Genomic DNA, 17,544 nt, shown 5'->3' with positions numbered 1-17,544 from the left:
AAACAAAATTACATCTGAAATAAATAGTATTAACCAAAACAAACAGATGAAAAATCTAATTAAATTTTTACCAATTATTTTAATTGCTCAGTTTACAAATGCGCAAGATAGAGTAATTACTACTGGAGTTCCATTTTTATTAATTGCCGCTGATGCACGTTCTGCAGGTATGGCAGATATGGGTGTAGCAACTTCAGCTGATGCTTATTCGCAACAATACAATCCTTCTAAATACGCTTTTTCAAAACAAAAGCAAGGTTTTTCTATGAGTTATACGCCTTACTTAACAAGTATTGCTAACGATATTTCATTAGGACAAATTACTTATTTTAACAAGATTAACGACAGAAGTGCTTTTGCAGGAAGTTTGCGTTATTTTGGTTTAGGAGATATTGAATTAAGAGAAACGGGTGATCCAAATGAAGTGGCTGTAATTGCAAGTCCAAATGAATTAGCTATAGATGGTTCTTATTCCTTAAAATTGAGCCCTGAATTTGCTATGGGTATTGCTGGGCGTTATATCCGTTCTAATCTAAAAATCGCAAATGCGAATACAGATGCTAAACCAGCTTCTACTTTTGCGGTAGATATCTCTGGTTTGTATCAATCTGAAGAAGAAGCTTACGATAGTTTTAATGGAAGATGGAGAGCAGGTTTTAACTTTCAAAATTTAGGACCAAAAATTTCTTACGATAATGATCAACTAAATGAAAACTTTATTCCTGCAAACATGAGGTTAGGAGGAAGTTTTGATTTTATTTTTGACGATTATAATAAAGTGAGTCTTATTGGTGAAGTAACAAAGTTATTAGTGCCAACACCTCAAATTCCTGTTCCTGTAGATTTAAATAATGATGGTGATACTACAGATCCTAACGAAGTAACTGCTGCAAGAGATACGAATAACGAAAACTATAGAAAAATAAGTTGGACAAGCGGGATTTTCAAATCTTTTGGAGATGCACCTGATGGTTTTTCTGAAGAATTAAAAGAGTTTACATGGGCTTTAGGTGCAGAATATTGGTACCAAGATTCATTTGCTTTAAGAACAGGTTACTTTAATGAAAGTGTAGAAAAAGGTGCCAGAAAGTATTTAACTTTAGGCGCAGGTTTCAAATATAATATTGTTAAAATTGATGTTTCCTATTTGTTCTCCGCTTCAAAAGTAAGAAACCCATTAGAAAACACATTGCGTTTTTCTCTAACATTTAATTTCGGTGACGAATACGATGATAATTAATAAAACATAAAATAAACTTTAATCCAAATTCAATTTTTTTTGAATTTGGATTTTTTTTCCTAAAAAATTAAAATAATATAGAACGAAATATGAAGGAAATTCAAATAGAAACTAAATTGTCAGTTTTCGAGTCTTTCGAAGAATTATCACAATCTGAAAAAGAATTCATGAACCAAGCTATTGAAATAAGAAAGAATGCCTATGCGCCTTATTCAAAATTTCTAGTTGGAGCAGCAATAGTTTTAGATAATGGAGTGGTTTTACAAGGTTCAAATCAAGAAAATGCGGCTTATCCGTCTGGTCTTTGTGCAGAACGAGTAGTGATTTTTTATGCAGGTGCAAATTATCCAAATAATAAAATTGTGAAATTATTTATTTCGGCAACGCCTTCAGATAGAGATTCGGAAAATCCAATTCCGCCTTGTGGTTCTTGTCGACAATCTATTGCAGAATATGAAATCAAACAAGATTTACCTATCGAAATTTATTTTATGGGAGCAAAAGGAGCAATATATAAATCGGATTCTTTGAAAAATTTATTGCCATTCATGTTCGATAAAAGTAACCTATAACGATTTCGTTAGCAAAAAATAAATTAAATCGATTAATTTCTAAATTTAAACAGCAATTAATTTTTAGAATAAAATAGGTTGTAGTATTTTTGTGGTTCGTAAAAAATAAAAACAAATAAATTCATAAATAACATATGAAACCAATTACAAAAGAAGTATATCTAAAATGGTATGAAGAAATGCAGTTTTGGAGAAAATTTGAAGACAAATTAGCTGCGTTATATATACAACAAAAAGTAAGAGGATTTCTTCATTTATATAATGGACAAGAAGCTGTATTAGCAGGTGCATTACATGCTATGGAGTTAGGCGGAAAAGATAAAATGATTACAGCTTATAGAAATCACGTACAACCAATTGGTATGGGCGTGGATCCAAAAGCAGTAATGGCAGAATTATTAGGTAAAGTTACTGGTACTTCTAAAGGTATGGGTGGTTCAATGCATATTTTCTCTAAAGAGCATGGTTTTTATGGAGGTCACGGTATTGTTGGAGCACAAATTCCTGTTGGTGCTGGTATGGCTTTCGCCGATAAATATTTTGAAACTGGCGGAGTTACATTAACTTATTTTGGAGATGGTGCGGCACGTCAAGGTTCCTTACACGAAGCTTTCAATATGGCTATGTTATGGAAATTACCAGTCGTATTTATTTGTGAAAACAACGGATATGCGATGGGAACTTCTGTTGAAAGAACTGCCAATCATACAGATATTTGGAAATTAGGTTTAGGGTATGAAATGCCTTGTGGACCAGTTGACGGAATGAATCCAGTAAAAGTGGCTGAAGCAATGCATGAAGCAATGGAAAGAGCTCGTCGTGGAGACGGACCAACTTTCTTAGAAATGAAAACGTACAGATATAGAGGTCACTCTATGTCAGATGCACAACATTACAGAACGAAAGATGAAGTGGAAGAATACAGAAAAATCGACCCAATTACTCAAGTTTTAGATATCATCAAAGAAAACAATTACGCTACTGAAGCTGAAGTTGAAGCAATAGATCAAAGGGTAAATGATTTAGTAGCTGAATGTGAAAAATTCGCTGAAGAATCTCCATTCCCTGAAGCACAACAATTATATGATGTGGTTTACGAACAAGAAAATTATCCATTTATTCCTCACAGACTATAAATTATGGCAACAGTAATTACAATGCCCCGTTTAAGTGATACCATGACAGAAGGAGTGGTAGCAACTTGGTTGAAAAAAGTGGGTGATACAATAAAAACAGGTGAAATTTTAGCTGAAATCGAAACAGATAAAGCGACAATGGAATTCGAATCTTTCTATGATGGGGTTTTATTACACATCGGAATTCAAGAAGGAGAATCGGCACCAGTTGATTCCTTATTAGCCATTGTCGGAAAACAAGGTGAAGATATTTCTGCCTTATTAGCAGGTGGTGCTCCAAAAGCAGAAGCAACTCCAGTTACTGAAGTAAAATCGGATGCTCCAATTGCAACTTCAGCTAAAACTGAAATTCCAGCAGGAGTAAAAGTAATAACTATGCCTCGTTTGTCTGATACGATGACAACAGGAACAGTAGCTACTTGGTTAAAAAAAGTAGGTGATACCGTTAAAGAAGGAGATATTTTAGCAGAAATCGAAACAGATAAAGCTACAATGGAATTCGAATCTTTTAATGCAGGTACTTTATTATATATTGGTGTTGAAGAAGGTGGAACTGCTCCAGTTGATACTATTTTAGCCATTTTAGGACCAGCAGGTACTGATGTTTCTGCAATTGCTGCAAATTATGCAGTTGATGGAACTGCTGAAGCTCCGAAAGCTGAAGAAGTTAAAGCATCAACGCAAACTGAAGTAACTTCAAACACCCAACTTCCAACAAACTCAAATGATAGAATTTTCGCCTCACCATTAGCTAAAAAAATAGCTTCTGATAAAGGAATCAACTTATCTCAAGTGAAAGGTTCTGGTGAAAACGGAAGAATTACAAAATCAGATGTAGAAAACTTTACTCCATCTACAGTTAGCGCTCCGGCTCAAGCAGTTGTTGAAGCTAAAGAAACTCCAGTTGCAGCAAAAGTATTTGTTCCAAACGGAGAAAAATTTACTGAAGAAATTAAGAATTCGCAAATGCGAAAAATTATAGCGAAACGTTTAGCAGAATCATTATTTACAGCACCACATTACAATTTAGTAATTGAGGTTGCTATGGATGAAGCGATGAAATCTAGAGTTGTAATTAATACAGTTCCTGATACTAAAGTTTCCTTTAATGATATGGTGATTAAAGCATCAGCAATGGCATTAAAAAAACATCCAAAAATTAATTCACAATGGAGAGAGGATTCAATTCTTATCAATCATCACGTTAATATTGGTGTGGCTGTCGCTGTGGAAGACGGATTAGTAGTTCCTGTTTTAAACTTTACAGACCAAATGAGTTTGTCTCAAATTGGTGCTGGAGTTCGTGATTTAGCAGGTAGAGCGAAATCTAAAAAATTATTACCAACAGAAATGGAAGGTAGTACTTTCACGATTTCTAACTTAGGTATGTTTGGAATTACAGAATTTAATTCAATCATAAATCAACCTAACTCTGCGATTTTATCTGTTGGAGCAATTGTTGAAAAACCAGTAGTGAAAGACGGACAAATTGTAGTAGGAAATACAATGATGCTTTCTTTAGCTTGCGATCACAGAACAATTGATGGCGCAACTGGAGCACAATTTTTACAAACATTAAAACAATTTATTGAAAATCCAGTTACAATGTTAGCATAAAATTTTCATAAAATACATAAATAAAAATCCCATCCTGTAAATACTTGATGGGATTTTTTTATTTTTACTAAAATTTAAAAATATGAACAAAATTTCACTAATTGCTTTTGGTTTTCTAATTGCATCTTGCGGACCCGCTAAAATGATTCCAACTCCTGATGCTATCGTAGAAGTTCAAGAAAATAAGTCTAACGAAGTAATTGCTTTTGCAAAAGAAGCAGATATTTCTAAAACATTAAAATATTTAACTTCTGATGAATTGGAAGGAAGAGATTCTGGAAGTAAAGGCATCGAAAAAGCATCCATTTACCTTGAAAATCTGTTAAAAGAAAACGGTATCAAACCCTATTTCAAAACCTATCGTGATACACTTTCAAATTTTGAAAAAACATCATATAATATTGTAGGTTACATTGAAGGAACGGATCCAGTTTTAAAAAATGAATTTGTAATTATTGGTGCACATTATGATCATATTGGTAAAATTTCTGCCGTAAATGGAGACGATATTGCCAATGGTGCCAACGATAACGCTGCAGGAACTACATCAGTTTCAGAAGTTGCGAAATACTTCGCGAAAGCAAAATCTAATAAAAGAAGTTTGTTGTTTGTGTTCTTTTCTGCAGAAGAAAAAGGATTACTAGGTTCTAAACATTTAGCAGCAAAATTGAAACAACAAAATATGAATTTATATTTCATGTTTAATTATGAAATGGTTGGTGTGCCAATGCAAAATAGAGATATGTTAATGTATATTACCGGTTTTGGAAAAAGTAATATGGCTGCTAAAATGAATGAATATTCTGGAGATAAATTAGTGGGTTATATTTCAGCTGAAACGAAATATATGTTATTTAGAGCGTCAGATAATTTCCCTTTTTATGACGAATTTAATGTGCCAGCCCAAACGGTTTCCACTTTCGATTTTGAGAATTTTCAATTTTACCATCAACCAGATGACGAATTCGAATTAATGAATACAGCTCATATTACAACAATCGTAAATAAAACGATTCCAGTTTTAGAAAAAATGACGAATGCCCCAACCAAAGAAATTAAGCTAAATGGAAAATAAAAATATAATTATTACAGGAACATCTCGTGGAATCGGTTACGAAATGGCGTTGCAGTTTGCCAATTCAGGTTATAATGTTTTAGCCATTTCTCGTAAAACACCTCAAACTTTAATCGATCACAAAAATATTACGTGTTTGCCAATTGATATTTCAGACGAAAATCAGTTACAACAAGTGAATGAATTTATTTCGAAAACTTGGAAAAAAGTTGATGTATTAATTCATAATGCAGGAAGTTTATTGCATAAAAATTTCACTGAAATTACTACACAAGAATTTCAAAATATCTATAAAGTAAATGTTTTTGCTGTTGCCGAATTGACTAAAATGTGTATTCCATTTATGGAAAAAGGGAGTCACGTCGTAACCATAAGTTCTATGGGCGGCATCCAAGGAAGTATGAAATTTGCAGGACTTTCAGCTTACAGTTCAAGTAAAGGTGCTGTAATTACGTTATCAGAATTATTAGCGGAAGAATACAAAGAAAACGGAATTGCTTTCAATGTTTTAGCCTTAGGGTCTGTAAATACCGAAATGTTACAAGAAGCTTTTCCAGGTTACGAAGCACCACTTTCAGCAAAAGAAATGGCCGATTATATTTATAATTTCGCCTTAACTGGAAACAAATATTATAACGGAAAAGTGTTGCAAGTGAGTTCTACAACGCCTTAAGGTTTTTTGTAAATAGATTTTTTAATGATTTCACCATTTTTTATTGTTGAAACACATATAGTATTCGGAAAATAATCTCGAACAAAATCTAGATTATTTTCTTGAATATGTTTTTCACTAAGTAAAACACAAAGAACTTCATTTTCATTAATTTTTAAAGAAAAGGAAATTGGAAAATTATAATTATTTTTAATTCTTAAATCTTTGTAGGGGAATACAATAGTTGCATCTGCGCCTAATGGAGTAAATCTTTCCTCTTCAGCATAAATATCAATAGAATGATTGTGTCTTTCAATTATTTCTAAATCAGTTTTTATTGCGGTATGATAGATAATGCTACTAATTTGACAGATTCCGCCTGCAATTTCTTCTGATATTTTTCCATTAACTAAATTTCTACCGACTTTAAAGTTTTTGTTATTGTTTGGATTGCCAATGATTTTCCAAAAGGAAAAAACTTCATTCGGATAAATTATAACTTGAGAAATTTGTCTCGATACGAAATGAAAATTATGGACTTTATTTTCATAATAACTTCCCTTTTTTATTTCTTGAACGGTTTCAAGTTTTTGATTCAAAATGATTTTTTCATTTCTCTTCTTTGAAAATTTCATATTGTAATCATTGAGAATTCTTTTGAATAATTGAATGTTTACTTTTATCTTTTTTGGGATATGTTTTTTAAAACTCATTTTTTTTGTAATTCAATTACTAGATAAGACGCATATTCTTTTAAAAATGTTTTACATAAAAACGTGTCTACTTTCAACATAAATGGTCTTAATAAAACTGGAAAACGTTGAATGGGTAAAAACAAAATTCCTTGTCTGGTTTTAATGTTCCAATTGTTTTCTGTCATTTTTTTTATTTCATCTAAACTATAATTGTTTGCACCATGCCAATTTTCGGATTTAAAATTCAATAATTTTCTTCTCTTTTCGGATGGAAAATCGAAAATTAATCGCCCATTATTAGCCAGTTTTTCATGTGTTTCTGATAAAAATCCTGTTGTTGTTTCATTGTCTAAATGCATAATTACATGAAAGCAAAAAATACAATCTAATGAATTATTTGTAAATGGAATTGAAGTAACCGTTCCTTCTAAAATTTCTTTTTCAGGGAATTTTGATTTCGAAATTTCAAGCATGTTTTGACTAAAATCTACACCATAATTTGCGAATTCTAATAATCTTCCAGTACCACAACCTAAATCTAATATTTGGTTCGAATTAATGTTTTTTAAACAATTAGATAGAAATAATCTTTCTTGCGAATCAATAAATTTACCATATGAATTTTCAAACCTATTGATGTCATAAGATGAAGCTAAATTGTTATAATATTCTTTTATTTCTAAATTCATGAAAAAACATATTAGTAGTTTGACAAAAATAGATAAATTTGTAAGAGTTCAAAATAAGTATTATTAATTTACACGCCAAAATATGAAAAATGAAAACGCCATTCAATTATTTGAAAATAAAAAGTAAGAACTGTTTGGGATGCTGAACAAGAAAAATGGTTTATTTCTGTTATTGATTTAATAGAAGTTCTAACGCTAGGAAGTATTGGAGTGTTTTAAAACTTCGTCTAAAAAAAGAAGGTAGTGAGTTGGCTACAAATTGTAGTCAACTGAAAATGCAATCCTCAGATGGTAAATTTTACAAAACGGATGTTGCTGATACAGAGCAATTATTTCGATTAATTCAATCTGTTCCATCGCCAAAAGCAGAGCCATTTAAGCTTTGGCTAGCACAAATTGTGGCAGAACGATTAGATGAAATGCAAGATCCAGAACTTTCAATTGATAGAGCTTTGGAACAATACTTACAATTAGGTTATTCTGAAAATTGGATAAATCAACGCTTAAAAAGTATTGAAATTCGAAAAGAATTAACGGGTGAATGGAAAAATAGAGGTTTAAAAGAAGGGCAACAATTTCAATTTTAACCTATATAATTTCAAAAACTTGGTCAGATAAAACAACAAAAGAATATAAAGTATTAAAAGGTTTAAAGAAAGAGAATCTTCGGGACAACATGACAAATATCGAGTTGATTTTAAATATGTTGGCAGAAGCATCAGCAAAAGATATTTCGCAAGCAGTAAATACAGAGACTTTTGAAGAAAATAAAATAGTAGCTGAACAAGGTGGAAATGTAGCTAATGTTGCTAGAAAAGAATTAGAAGCAAAAACTGGAAAAAAAGTGATAACGGAAAGTAATGCCAAATCAATATTAGGATTAAAGAATAACGATAAATAATTAATGTCAGACGTTTTACAAAAATATTTACCAGAACACGCAGTGGAACCAGTTTTCGAACTGATTAAACAAAATCAGGTGCACTTGAAAATTGTCAATGAACGAAATACACGTCATGGTGATTATCGTAGACATCCTGATGGTTTTCATCAAATTACCGTAAATGCGAATTTGAATAAATATCGTTTTTTAATGACATTAATTCACGAAATCGCACATTTGGTAGCTTTTGAAAAATACGGTAGAAACATTTTACCGCACGGAACCGAATGGAAAATTACGTTTCAACATTTAATGGTTCCATTTATTCGTCCGGAAATTTTCCCACATCAAATTTTACCTTTAATGGCAAGGCATTTTAGAAATCCGAAAGCCAGTTCTGATACAGACGCAACTTTGTCTTTAGCTTTAAAACAATTTGATGAAAGAAATACAGAGAATAATTATATCTTTGAAATTCCGTTTGGAAGCGTGTTCCGAATTAAAAACGGAAAAGTTTTTAAAAAGATTGCATTACGTGTCAAACGATACGAATGTTTAGAAGTAAGTTCAGGTAGAATGTTCTTGTTTCAACCGAATGCAGAAGTAGAAGTGATTTCAAATTAAAGCAAATTTAAAAGCTTTAAAATTCAAAATAGATGAATAAAAATTATTACGCCATATTAATGGCAGGTGGAGTGGGTTCAAGATTTTGGCCAGTGAGTACGGCTGAATATCCAAAGCAATTTCATGATATGTTAGGAACGGGTGAAACGCTAATTCAGAAAACTTTTAGTCGTTTATCGCAAATTATTCCAAAAGAAAATATTTTAATTTTAACAAACGAAAGTTATAACGATATAGTTTTAGAACAATTGCCTTCTGTAAAACAAGAACAAGTTATTTTAGAACCAGCCATGCGAAATACAGCACCTTGTATTTTGTACGCTTCTTTAAAAATTAAAAAACTAAATCCAGATGCCTTAATTTTAGTGGCGCCAAGTGACCATTGGATTGAAGACGAAATGCAATTTGCAGCCAACTTAAAACAATCATTCAATCATTGTGAAACACAAGATACTTTAATGACTTTAGGTATTTTGCCTACTTTTCCAAATACAGGTTATGGTTATATTGAGTACGATAAACTAGATTCTCGACTGATTAAAAAAGTAGTGCAATTTAGAGAAAAACCAGATTATAAAACGGCTCAAAAATTCATTCAAAGTCGAAATTTCTTGTGGAATGCAGGAATTTTTATTTGGAGTGTGAAATCAATAGTTACGGCTTTTGAAAAGTTTCAACCAGAAATGTACGAACATTTCTTAAAAGGATATGATGCCTACAATACACCTGATGAAAAAGAATTTATTGCAGAAAATTATCCGTTAGCAGAAAATATTTCCATCGATTATGCTATTTTAGAAAAAGCTCAAAATGTGTTTGTTTTGTCGGCTACTTTTGATTGGAATGATTTAGGAACTTGGGGTTCATTATACGATAAATTAGACAAAGACGAAGCAAATAACGCCATTGTTAATGCTACTGTTTATTTAGAAAATGCTACACATAACATCATCAGAACCGAAGGAAAAAAATTGGTTGTCATTGATGGTTTAAAAGATTATATAATTGTAGATAAAGAAGGTGTTTTATTCATTTATCCGAAATCTAAAGAACAAGATATTAAGAAAATTGTAGGTAAACTAAATCTATAAAAAAAAGGCTCCGAATTTTCGGAGCCTTTTTAATTTATTTTCATATTTTTTATGCTTCTTCAGTAGGAGTTTCTTCTTTGTTTCCTTTTAAGTCTTCTACTTTCGCTTCAACTGTTTCCACAACTTCAGCTATTTTTTCTTTAGCAACTGCCGCTTTTTCTTCTGTCCAATCTGTTGCTTCAGCGATTTTATCTTTTGCTGAATCTACCAATTGAGAAACTTGTTCTGGCACACCCATTTCTTCTAATTTTGCAGAAGCCGTTTCTGCTGCTTCTTCTACTTTTTCTTTTACATCAGCCACAACTTCTGTAGCTTTATCCATTGCCGAATCTGCAAATTCAGAAATATTTTCACTTGCACTTTCTGCAGTTTGTTTAGCTTTTCCAAACAAAGAGCTAAAAAAATTTGATAATCCCATAGTAAATTAATTTTTAGTTTTTTCAAAGATAAAATATTAGTAATCAATATGCAACATAAAAATTTTTGGTAATAAAAATTAATAATTTGCTAACAATTGAATAATTAATGTAAAAGCAACTTTCAAACTTTCTCAATCGTTTTCAATTTTCTATATTTGTAAAAAATCGCTATATGTTATCATTAAATGTAAAAAACGAAACATCAAGATTACGAGCAGTTGTGTTAGGGATAGCAGTAAATAACGGTCCAACACCTACAATTGAAGAAGCTTATGATCCAAAATCATTAGAACACATTAAAGCGGGTACTTATCCAATAGAAGCAGATATGGTTGCTGAAATGGAAGCGTTTAATGCAGTTTTTCAAAAATATGATGTAAAAGTATTTCGTCCTGAAATTATTAAAAATTACAATCAAATTTTCTCTCGTGATATTGGATTTGTAATCGATGATATTTTTATAAAAGCCAATATTTTGCCAGATAGAGAACGTGAATTAGACGCTATACAATATGTAATTGATCAAATTGATCCTAAAAAAGTAGTACGACCGCCAGATGAAGTGCATATTGAAGGTGGTGATGTAATGCCTTGGAACGACTATATTTTTATCGGAACTTACAAAGGTTCAGATTATAAGGATTATATTACAGCTCGTACTAATATGGAAGGTGTGCAATATATTCAAGATTTATTTCCAAATAAAAAAGTGAAAGCATTCGATTTAGTGAAATCAAAAATTGAGCCTAGAGATAATGCGCTACATTTAGATTGTTGTTTTCAACCGATTGGAACAAATAAAGGAATTGTCTACAAAAGTGGTTTCCGTGAAGAAGCCGATTATATGTTTTTAGTGAACCTTTTCGGAAAAGAAAATTTATTTCATATCGAACGTGAAGAAATGTATCATATGAATTCCAATGTTTTTTCAATTGCACCTGATGTTATTGTGTCTGAGAAAAATTTTACCAGATTAAACAATTGGTTAAGACAAAACGGATTTACAGTTGAAGAAATTCCATACGCAGAAATTTCAAAACAAGAAGGACTTTTACGTTGTTCAACTTTACCTTTAATTAGAGATTAAATAAATTTGTATCAAGTTTTACGTTGTAAAAACTGAAACCTGAAACTTTAAACAAAAAAACATGAAACAAACTACCAACACCATATTAATGATTCGTCCAGTGGCGTTTCGTATGAACGAACAAACAGCTGTGAACAACTATTATCAAAAAGTTTTAGATGATTTAACACCAGAAACGGTTAATTTCAAAGCAGTACAAGAATTTGATGCTTATGTTGAAAAACTAAAAAGCGTTGGTATTAATGTAATTGTGATTCAAGATAAAAAAGAACCAGATACACCAGATAGTATTTTTCCGAACAATTGGATTTCTTTTCACGAAACTGGTGATGTAGCTTTATATCCAATGTTTGCCGAAAACAGAAGGTTAGAAAGAAGAGAAGATATTTTAGATGTTTTAGAAGATAAAGGTTTCGAAATCACTGAAATTATGGATTATACTTCTGCAGAAGAAGATAATATTTATCTAGAAGGAACAGGAAGTTTAATTTTAGATAGAGAATTCAATAAAGCATATTGCGCCCTTTCTCCAAGAGCTGATGAAGAATTATTCATTGAGTTTTGTGAAGATTTTGACATGTCGCCAATTATTTTCGAAGCGTTCCAAACTGTTAATGGGGAAAGAAAAGCGATTTATCATACCAATGTAATGATGTGTATTGCAGAAACTTTTGCAGTAATCTGCTCAGATTGTATTGATGATAAAAAAGAACGTAAAATGGTCTTAGAAAACCTAAAAGCGGATGGAAAAGAAATTATTTTAATCACAGAAGAACAAGTAAACAATTTCGCTGGAAACATGTTGCAAGTTCGTGGTAAGGATGACAAGCGTTATTTAGTAATGAGTAATTCGGCTTACCAAAGTTTAACGAAAGCTCAAATCGATAAAATTGAAAAACACTGCGAAATTTTACACGCGAGTTTAGATATTATTGAAGCATGCGGTGGTGGAAGCGCTCGTTGCATGATGGCTGAGGTTTTCTTACCGAAAGTAGAATAACAAATAAAAGGATAAAAAATCCCGATTTCAAATAAGAAATCGGGATTTTTTATTTAGATGTGGTTTTAAACTTGTTTATATTTTTTATCATCCCATCGAAAATAAAATAATGAAACGGTAACATAGCATACCAATATAATCTACCCCAAATACCGTGTGGTCGGAATGTTGCCGTTTGATGTAAGGTGTTGGTTTTGTCAATTCTAAATTCTAGCCAAGCTTCACCGGGAACTTTCATTTCGGCAAATAGTAACAAACGTTTATTTTCTTTATCGGCTAATAAAACACGCCAAAAATCTAAAGCATCTCCATTGTCTAATTGTGAGGGATGAGTTCTTCCTCTACGAATGCCAATTCCTCCAAAGGCTTTATCAAGAATTCCACGTAAATTCCAAATCCAAGTCGCATAATACCAACCTCGATGACCACCAATAGACCAAATGTTTTCTATTGTGTTTTCTACATTGGTGATTTTGATTCTTTTTTTATCTTTAAAACAACCATATTTTGGAATTTGAATATAATTAGAAAGTGGCTGATTCAATCTGCTACTAGTTAAACTGTCTTTCCAACTTGAAATAACAGAATTTTGTTCAATTTTATCAAACGCTAATCGTATCGCTTCTTTATACGTAGTGCCTTCAAACGGAATGATTTTTTTTATTTCCGAATCTTTTGCAATCACTTCTACTTTCAAACTGTTAATTAAATTCACCGCTAAATAATAAGATGTTGAGGTGACGAAAAATAACCAATATGATGACAATCGCGGAGTCATTAATGGGAAATTATAAACTTTTAAATTCAAGTTTCTAACTTCAGCATATTGTTCCATCAATTGTTTGTAGGTCAGAATGTTTGGTCCGGCAACATCAAAAGATTTATTATACGTTTTCGGATTTTCAATAACGCCAATTAAATATTTTAAAACATCTCTAATCGCAATAGGATGTGTTCGAGTTAACACCCATTTTGGAGCAATCATCAAGGGTAATTTTTCACATAAATCTCTAATAATTTCAAAAGAAGAACTTCCAGAACCTACAATAATTCCAGCTCGTAAAACCGTTAAATTATAATTTCCAGAAAATAAAATTTGTTCTACATTTAAACGAGATTGTAAATGTTTGGATAGGGAATTATTATTGACAATACCGCTCAAATAAATCACTTGTTTGATAGCAGAGTTATCTAAATATTTATTAAAATTTTTAGCTGAAGTTTTTTCTAATTCATCAAAATCTCCGATTGAGGTCGACATAGAATGAATCATGTAATAAGCAATATCTACATCATTTAAGATAGCTGTTTCTTCATGAGGTTTTGTGAAATCAACTTCCCAGATGGAAATTTTTTGCAACATTTCGTCGTCAATTCCTAATCGGTTTTTGTCTCTAACTGCGCACACTACTTCATGACCTAAAAGTAATAGTTCAGGTAATAATCGTCTAGAAACATAACCATTGGCACCAGTTAGTAAAATCTTCATACAGAATTATTTATATGAAATTACGATATTTTAATCTTTATTAAGGTCAAACAAAAGTTAAAATTGAATTTTCTTAAAATATTTTGGTTTAAATACTAAATATTTAAGTGTTTAATTCTAAAGTGGTATTAGTAAAATTTCTTATTTCTTGAGCACGAGTTAAATTGTTATTTAATTTTTCGTTAAAAGCAGGAATTATTTCTTTTAATTTATTTTGCCAAGCTTCAGATTTCATCTCGTTTTGAAAACATTTTTCAAGTAATTCAAGCATAATTGAAGTTGCTGTAGAAGCTCCAGGTGAAGCTCCTAATAAGGCTGCTAAAGACCCATCTTTTGATGCAATTACTTCTGTTCCAAATTCTAAAATACCTTTCCCGTTTTCATCTTTTTTAATTACTTGAACACGTTGTCCAGCATTTTCAAGTGTCCAATCTTCTTCTTTTGCAGATGGAACATATTCTTTTAAAGCATTCATTCTGTCCTCATCAGATTGAAAGACTTGTTCAATTAAATATTTGGTTAATGAAATATTTGAAATTCCAGCTCCAATCATTGGTTTTAAATTACTAATTTGAATAGAATCAAATAAATCTAAATAAGAGCCGTTTTTTAAAAACTTTGTAGAAAATCCGGCATATGGTCCAAATAATAGGGCTTTTTTACCATCAATTATTCTCGTGTCAATATGAGGCACACTCATTGGTGGTGCTCCAACTGAAGCTTTTCCGTAAACTTTAACTTGGTGTTTAGCAATGACCTCAGGATTAGTGCATTTTAACCATTGTCCACTTACAGGGAAACCACCATATCCTTCACCTTCTGGGATATTAGCTTTTTCCAATAGTAGTAAAGATCCTCCACCAGCACCAATAAATACGAAAGAAGTAATTGTTCTTACTTTCGAGTTCTGAGTTAGATTCTCAATTTTTATGCGCCATTTGTTATCATCCGTTTTTTTTAATTTCTTAACTTCATGATTATAATGGATGTGCACACCTTCTAAAGAGCTTAAATATTGAAACATACTTCTGGTTAACGAACCAAAATTCACATCAGTACCTTCATCCATTTTAGTGCAAGCTATTGTGTCTGAAGTTTTTCGATTTTCCATTATCAGAGGCGCCCATTCTGAAATAATTTTTGTATTTGTTGAAAATTGCATGCCTGCAAATAATGGATATTCTTTTAATTTTAGATATCTATTGTGTAAGAATTCTATATTTTCATTTCCCCAAACAAAACTCATATGAGGTACTTTTCGAATAAAAGTTTTAGGGTTTTTTAGAAGTTTTTTTTTAATTAAATAACTCCAAAATTGTCGTGAAACTTCAAAGGATTCACTAATTTTTAAAGCTTTCGAAATGTCAATGCTATGATCAGCTAATTGTGGCGTATAGTTTAATTCACAAAATGCAGAATGACCAGTACCAGCGTTATTCCAAGCATCAGAACTTTCTGTTGCGGCTCTGTCTAATCTTTCAAAAATATGAATGGTACATTTTGGGTTTAGTTCTTTTAGTAAAAGCCCTAATGTGGCACTCATTATTCCTGCTCCAATTAAAACAATATCTGATTCTAATCTTAATTTTTCTGACATTTTTTTAAAATTATAAGCTTTAAATTCCTCTAATAATACTTAAAGTAGCACTAATAATATACTGAATACCAATTGCAATTGTTAAGAAACCAATGATTCTTGAAATTGCCACGATTCCTGATGAACCTAATATCTTAGCTAAATAGTGTGCACTTCTTAAAACGATATAAATTAAAGCAGCAACAGCTAAAATAGCCAAACAAGAAAACAAGATTTCCGTTGTTGTAATTACATCGCCTGATTCGCTTAATTCTTGATAATAAGCAATTAATAGAGAAATGGAACCCGGACCAGCTAACATTGGCATGGCTAAAGGTGTTAAGGCAATATGTTGACGGGCTTCAGCTTCTTTTTGTACTTTTTTATTGATCCCTTTATTCTTGCTAAAATTTCCATTTAATAAGGAGAAACCGGAACTTGCAATGATAATTCCACCCGCAATTCGTAAAGCAGTAATCGTTATTCCGAAAAAGGATAAAACGTATTGACCCACAAAAAAAGAGATCATTAAAATAATAAAGACATTGATTGAAGTGACAAGTGAAGTTTTTGAGCGTTCAGAAGAAGTGTAGCCTTGAGTTAATCCTACAAATATTGGAACAGTTCCAATTGGATTTAAAACGGAAAATAAAGCAACAAATAAATAAATAAAAATGTCCATAGTTTTTTTGCAAATATATCTTGTTAATCAAAGATAGAATTTAAAATAGAATTATATAAATGTAAATTAAAAAACATTTAGTAATTTAGATAAAAATAAAATCTTATTATATGAAAACTTTAGTATTAGGCGCAACCACCAACAAAGAACGATATGCTTATAAAGCGATTCATAGTTTAATTGATAAAAGTCATCAAGTTGTAGCTATAGGTACAAAAGAAGGCATGGCTTTAGATGTGAAAATTGAAACAACAAAAGTTCCTTTTAGCGGAATTGATACGGTTACGTTATATTTAAATCCGAAAAATCAAGAGGAATATTATGATTATATTATTTCCTTAAAACCAAGACGTGTAGTTTTCAATCCAGGAACGGAAAATCCAGAGTTTTATGAAATATTAAAGAAAAATAATATTGACTTCGAAGTCGCTTGTACCTTGGTTTTGTTGGCTACGAATCAGTATTAAATTTATTGACCTTTTGTAATGACCAATAAATCATTTCATTGTCATTTTTAGTTATGTCGAAATTTAGTTTTTTAAGAAGTTTGATAGAACTTGTATTGTCAATCAAGCAGCGAGCCGTTATTTCTTTAACGATATCTTGGGTAAAAGCCCATTTTATAAGGACTTTTGTGGCTTCTTCTGCATAGCCATTTCCTCTTTCTTCTTTAATAATTCCATAACCAATATCAATATTTTCTTTTTCGTAATTAAACCCTTTAAATCCGAGATCTCCAATTATTTCAAAGGTTTCATTTTTAATAATCATCCAAGATTCAAATCCTGTTGGTGCTTCAACTAAAGATAAATTATTGCTTATTTTTGGTAAGGTTTCTAAAACATCATCATCAGGCCAATTTTTTCCTCTTTTTAAACCGATAGAATACAAATCACTAAAATCGTTACGAATCAGATTCTTGCAAATTTGTGAAGTAAAAGGAATAAGTAGTAATCTTTCGGTTTGAAGTTGATCTATTTGTAATATTTGAACTTTCAATTTATTGATTTTAGTTTG

At 31.3% G+C, this 17,544-nt stretch carries 20 protein-coding genes; 13 read left to right on the top strand and 7 right to left on the bottom strand.

All coding sequences use genetic code 11. From position 1 onward, the window contains the following. Nucleotides 1-46: 46 nt before the first annotated feature. The 6 genes from porV to UEQ13_RS01330 all read left to right on the top strand — a co-directional run bounded on the left by porV (nucleotide 47) and on the right by UEQ13_RS01330 (nucleotide 6,313). On the top strand, nucleotides 47-1,240 hold the full coding sequence (gene porV / locus UEQ13_RS01355; RefSeq protein WP_329804558.1) for a type IX secretion system outer membrane channel protein PorV: 1,194 nt from the start codon (nucleotides 47-49) through the stop codon (nucleotides 1,238-1,240). A gap of 89 nt (nucleotides 1,241-1,329) precedes the next feature. Beyond that, a complete protein-coding gene (gene cdd / locus UEQ13_RS01350; protein ID WP_329804557.1) occupies nucleotides 1,330-1,812 on the top strand; it encodes a cytidine deaminase in 483 nt (160 codons plus the stop codon). 134 nt (nucleotides 1,813-1,946) lie between these two features. Continuing rightward, nucleotides 1,947-2,948, top strand: coding sequence for a pyruvate dehydrogenase (acetyl-transferring) E1 component subunit alpha (pdhA, locus tag UEQ13_RS01345; RefSeq protein WP_329804556.1), 1,002 nt, complete (start codon nucleotides 1,947-1,949; stop codon nucleotides 2,946-2,948). 3 nt (nucleotides 2,949-2,951) lie between these two features. Beyond that, on the top strand, nucleotides 2,952-4,565 hold the full coding sequence (locus tag UEQ13_RS01340) for a 2-oxo acid dehydrogenase subunit E2 (RefSeq protein WP_329804555.1): 1,614 nt from the start codon (nucleotides 2,952-2,954) through the stop codon (nucleotides 4,563-4,565). Nucleotides 4,566-4,647: 82 nt separating this feature from the next. Beyond that, a complete protein-coding gene (locus tag UEQ13_RS01335) occupies nucleotides 4,648-5,640 on the top strand; it encodes a M28 family metallopeptidase (protein WP_329804554.1) in 993 nt (330 codons plus the stop codon). After that, nucleotides 5,630-6,313, top strand: a complete 684-nt coding sequence (locus UEQ13_RS01330; protein ID WP_329804553.1) for an SDR family NAD(P)-dependent oxidoreductase — start codon at nucleotides 5,630-5,632, stop codon at nucleotides 6,311-6,313. The genes UEQ13_RS01335 and UEQ13_RS01330 overlap by 11 nt, the downstream gene beginning before the upstream one ends. Here UEQ13_RS01330 and UEQ13_RS01325 read toward each other — a convergent pair. Together UEQ13_RS01325 and UEQ13_RS01320 are read right to left on the bottom strand one after the other, a co-directional pair. Beyond that, nucleotides 6,310-6,927: a VanW family protein gene (locus UEQ13_RS01325; protein ID WP_329804552.1), complete on the bottom strand. Its 618-nt coding sequence runs from the start codon at nucleotides 6,925-6,927 to the stop codon at nucleotides 6,310-6,312. The genes UEQ13_RS01330 and UEQ13_RS01325 overlap by 4 nt on opposite strands. 74 nt (nucleotides 6,928-7,001) lie before the next feature. Continuing rightward, a complete protein-coding gene (locus UEQ13_RS01320; protein WP_329804551.1) occupies nucleotides 7,002-7,676 on the bottom strand; it encodes a methyltransferase domain-containing protein in 675 nt (224 codons plus the stop codon). A 275-nt stretch (nucleotides 7,677-7,951) separates the two neighbouring features. Between UEQ13_RS01320 and UEQ13_RS15540 the strand changes: the two genes are divergently transcribed. The 4 genes from UEQ13_RS15540 (at nucleotide 7,952) to UEQ13_RS01300 (ending at nucleotide 10,274) form a co-directional block, all read left to right on the top strand. After that, nucleotides 7,952-8,263: a BRO family protein gene (locus UEQ13_RS15540; RefSeq protein WP_329804550.1), complete on the top strand. Its 312-nt coding sequence runs from the start codon at nucleotides 7,952-7,954 to the stop codon at nucleotides 8,261-8,263. 89 nt (nucleotides 8,264-8,352) lie between these two features. Further along, nucleotides 8,353-8,577 (top strand): hypothetical protein, encoded by a 225-nt coding sequence (locus tag UEQ13_RS15535; protein ID WP_329804549.1) that lies wholly within the window; start codon nucleotides 8,353-8,355, stop codon nucleotides 8,575-8,577. A gap of 3 nt (nucleotides 8,578-8,580) precedes the next feature. Further along, a complete protein-coding gene (locus UEQ13_RS01305; protein ID WP_329804548.1) occupies nucleotides 8,581-9,183 on the top strand; it encodes a SprT-like domain-containing protein in 603 nt (200 codons plus the stop codon). Nucleotides 9,184-9,215: 32 nt separating this feature from the next. After that, the gene (locus UEQ13_RS01300; protein ID WP_329804547.1) at nucleotides 9,216-10,274 is read left to right on the top strand and encodes a mannose-1-phosphate guanylyltransferase; all 1,059 of its coding nucleotides are present in this window, start codon (nucleotides 9,216-9,218) and stop codon (nucleotides 10,272-10,274) included. A 49-nt stretch (nucleotides 10,275-10,323) separates the two neighbouring features. On the opposite strand, the gene UEQ13_RS01295 is transcribed toward UEQ13_RS01300, so the two are convergent. Beyond that, nucleotides 10,324-10,692, bottom strand: coding sequence for a hypothetical protein (locus tag UEQ13_RS01295; RefSeq protein WP_329804546.1), 369 nt, complete (start codon nucleotides 10,690-10,692; stop codon nucleotides 10,324-10,326). A 173-nt stretch (nucleotides 10,693-10,865) separates the two neighbouring features. Here UEQ13_RS01295 and UEQ13_RS01290 point away from each other — a divergent pair, with 173 nt between their 5' ends. After that, nucleotides 10,866-11,780: a dimethylarginine dimethylaminohydrolase family protein gene (locus UEQ13_RS01290; RefSeq protein ID WP_329804545.1), complete on the top strand. Its 915-nt coding sequence runs from the start codon at nucleotides 10,866-10,868 to the stop codon at nucleotides 11,778-11,780. 61 nt (nucleotides 11,781-11,841) lie between these two features. Beyond that, entirely contained in the window at nucleotides 11,842-12,780 is a 939-nt protein-coding gene (gene ctlX / locus UEQ13_RS01285; RefSeq protein WP_329804544.1) for a citrulline utilization hydrolase CtlX, read from the top strand. A gap of 49 nt (nucleotides 12,781-12,829) precedes the next feature. On the opposite strand, the gene UEQ13_RS01280 is transcribed toward ctlX, so the two are convergent. From UEQ13_RS01280 to UEQ13_RS01270, 3 genes are all read right to left on the bottom strand, one after another. Then, on the bottom strand, nucleotides 12,830-14,269 hold the full coding sequence (locus UEQ13_RS01280) for an SDR family oxidoreductase (RefSeq protein ID WP_329804543.1): 1,440 nt from the start codon (nucleotides 14,267-14,269) through the stop codon (nucleotides 12,830-12,832). Nucleotides 14,270-14,372: 103 nt separating this feature from the next. Beyond that, the gene (locus tag UEQ13_RS01275; protein ID WP_329804542.1) at nucleotides 14,373-15,866 is read right to left on the bottom strand and encodes a malate:quinone oxidoreductase; all 1,494 of its coding nucleotides are present in this window, start codon (nucleotides 15,864-15,866) and stop codon (nucleotides 14,373-14,375) included. A 19-nt stretch (nucleotides 15,867-15,885) separates the two neighbouring features. Further along, on the bottom strand, nucleotides 15,886-16,527 hold the full coding sequence (locus tag UEQ13_RS01270) for a MarC family NAAT transporter (RefSeq protein ID WP_329804541.1): 642 nt from the start codon (nucleotides 16,525-16,527) through the stop codon (nucleotides 15,886-15,888). Nucleotides 16,528-16,637: 110 nt separating this feature from the next. Here UEQ13_RS01270 and UEQ13_RS01265 point away from each other — a divergent pair, with 110 nt between their 5' ends. Next, on the top strand, nucleotides 16,638-16,994 hold the full coding sequence (locus UEQ13_RS01265) for a CoA-binding protein (RefSeq protein ID WP_329804540.1): 357 nt from the start codon (nucleotides 16,638-16,640) through the stop codon (nucleotides 16,992-16,994). On the opposite strand, the gene UEQ13_RS01260 is transcribed toward UEQ13_RS01265, so the two are convergent. Continuing rightward, nucleotides 16,978-17,526, bottom strand: coding sequence for a GNAT family N-acetyltransferase (locus tag UEQ13_RS01260; protein WP_329804539.1), 549 nt, complete (start codon nucleotides 17,524-17,526; stop codon nucleotides 16,978-16,980). The genes UEQ13_RS01265 and UEQ13_RS01260 overlap by 17 nt on opposite strands. Nucleotides 17,527-17,544 lie beyond the last annotated feature (18 nt).

Origin of the sequence: Flavobacterium facile, from assembly GCF_036321945.1 — a bacterium.
Lineage (GTDB): Bacteria > Bacteroidota > Bacteroidia > Flavobacteriales > Flavobacteriaceae > Flavobacterium > Flavobacterium facile.
The sequence above is the reverse complement of the archived record's forward strand: the minus strand, read 5'-3'. Positions and strand labels throughout refer to the sequence as shown.

Coding starts and splice junctions, on each gene's coding strand:
- porV (WP_329804558.1), top strand. CDS start 47: ATGAAAAATCTAATTAAATTTTTACCAATTATTTTAATTGCTCAGTTT.
- cdd (WP_329804557.1), top strand. CDS start 1,330: ATGAAGGAAATTCAAATAGAAACTAAATTGTCAGTTTTCGAGTCTTTC.
- pdhA (WP_329804556.1), top strand. CDS start 1,947: ATGAAACCAATTACAAAAGAAGTATATCTAAAATGGTATGAAGAAATG.
- UEQ13_RS01340 (WP_329804555.1), top strand. CDS start 2,952: ATGGCAACAGTAATTACAATGCCCCGTTTAAGTGATACCATGACAGAA.
- UEQ13_RS01335 (WP_329804554.1), top strand. CDS start 4,648: ATGAACAAAATTTCACTAATTGCTTTTGGTTTTCTAATTGCATCTTGC.
- UEQ13_RS01330 (WP_329804553.1), top strand. CDS start 5,630: ATGGAAAATAAAAATATAATTATTACAGGAACATCTCGTGGAATCGGT.
- UEQ13_RS01325 (WP_329804552.1), bottom strand. CDS start 6,927: ATGAAATTTTCAAAGAAGAGAAATGAAAAAATCATTTTGAATCAAAAA.
- UEQ13_RS01320 (WP_329804551.1), bottom strand. CDS start 7,676: ATGAATTTAGAAATAAAAGAATATTATAACAATTTAGCTTCATCTTAT.
- UEQ13_RS15540 (WP_329804550.1), top strand. CDS start 7,952: ATGCAATCCTCAGATGGTAAATTTTACAAAACGGATGTTGCTGATACA.
- UEQ13_RS15535 (WP_329804549.1), top strand. CDS start 8,353: ATGACAAATATCGAGTTGATTTTAAATATGTTGGCAGAAGCATCAGCA.
- UEQ13_RS01305 (WP_329804548.1), top strand. CDS start 8,581: ATGTCAGACGTTTTACAAAAATATTTACCAGAACACGCAGTGGAACCA.
- UEQ13_RS01300 (WP_329804547.1), top strand. CDS start 9,216: ATGAATAAAAATTATTACGCCATATTAATGGCAGGTGGAGTGGGTTCA.
- UEQ13_RS01295 (WP_329804546.1), bottom strand. CDS start 10,692: ATGGGATTATCAAATTTTTTTAGCTCTTTGTTTGGAAAAGCTAAACAA.
- UEQ13_RS01290 (WP_329804545.1), top strand. CDS start 10,866: ATGTTATCATTAAATGTAAAAAACGAAACATCAAGATTACGAGCAGTT.
- ctlX (WP_329804544.1), top strand. CDS start 11,842: ATGAAACAAACTACCAACACCATATTAATGATTCGTCCAGTGGCGTTT.
- UEQ13_RS01280 (WP_329804543.1), bottom strand. CDS start 14,269: ATGAAGATTTTACTAACTGGTGCCAATGGTTATGTTTCTAGACGATTA.
- UEQ13_RS01275 (WP_329804542.1), bottom strand. CDS start 15,866: ATGTCAGAAAAATTAAGATTAGAATCAGATATTGTTTTAATTGGAGCA.
- UEQ13_RS01270 (WP_329804541.1), bottom strand. CDS start 16,527: ATGGACATTTTTATTTATTTATTTGTTGCTTTATTTTCCGTTTTAAAT.
- UEQ13_RS01265 (WP_329804540.1), top strand. CDS start 16,638: ATGAAAACTTTAGTATTAGGCGCAACCACCAACAAAGAACGATATGCT.